1 protein-coding gene is annotated in these 283 nt (G+C 51.9%); it reads right to left on the bottom strand.

Features of this window, described 5'->3' with window-relative positions; translation table 11 throughout:
* Window positions 1-218, bottom strand: a 218-nt coding sequence (locus KTQ36_RS11230; protein WP_255554844.1) for a hypothetical protein, incomplete at its 3' end; no start/stop codon positions are given.
* Window positions 219-283: the final 65 nt, after the last annotated feature.

Here is a 283-nt window from a genome sequence, read left to right as displayed (position 1 = left end):
GAGTGCGCGCGCCACAGACCTTTACCTACACAATATTTAGGCTGGTGTACTCCGGGGATGCGCGGATAGACGTCAGGCATCTCGTTAACCGGCTTTACACGCGGCTTAGGTTTGCGTTTAACCTTTTCTTTGATGCGGGTAACCTTCTTTGTTACCGCCGATGAGGGTGGCGCCAGGTTAATGCCGGCGTGTTTCAGTATATCGGTTGCGAGACTCATAATCACTTCTCCTGTTTACCAAGTCGCTTAGGCGAGCAGATAGCGCGTACCTCTGAATCGTTAGG

The organism is Sphingomicrobium clamense (assembly GCF_019264355.1).
Lineage (GTDB): Bacteria > Pseudomonadota > Alphaproteobacteria > Sphingomonadales > Sphingomonadaceae > Sphingomicrobium > Sphingomicrobium clamense.
The sequence above is the reverse complement of the archived record's forward strand: the minus strand, read 5'-3'. Positions and strand labels throughout refer to the sequence as shown.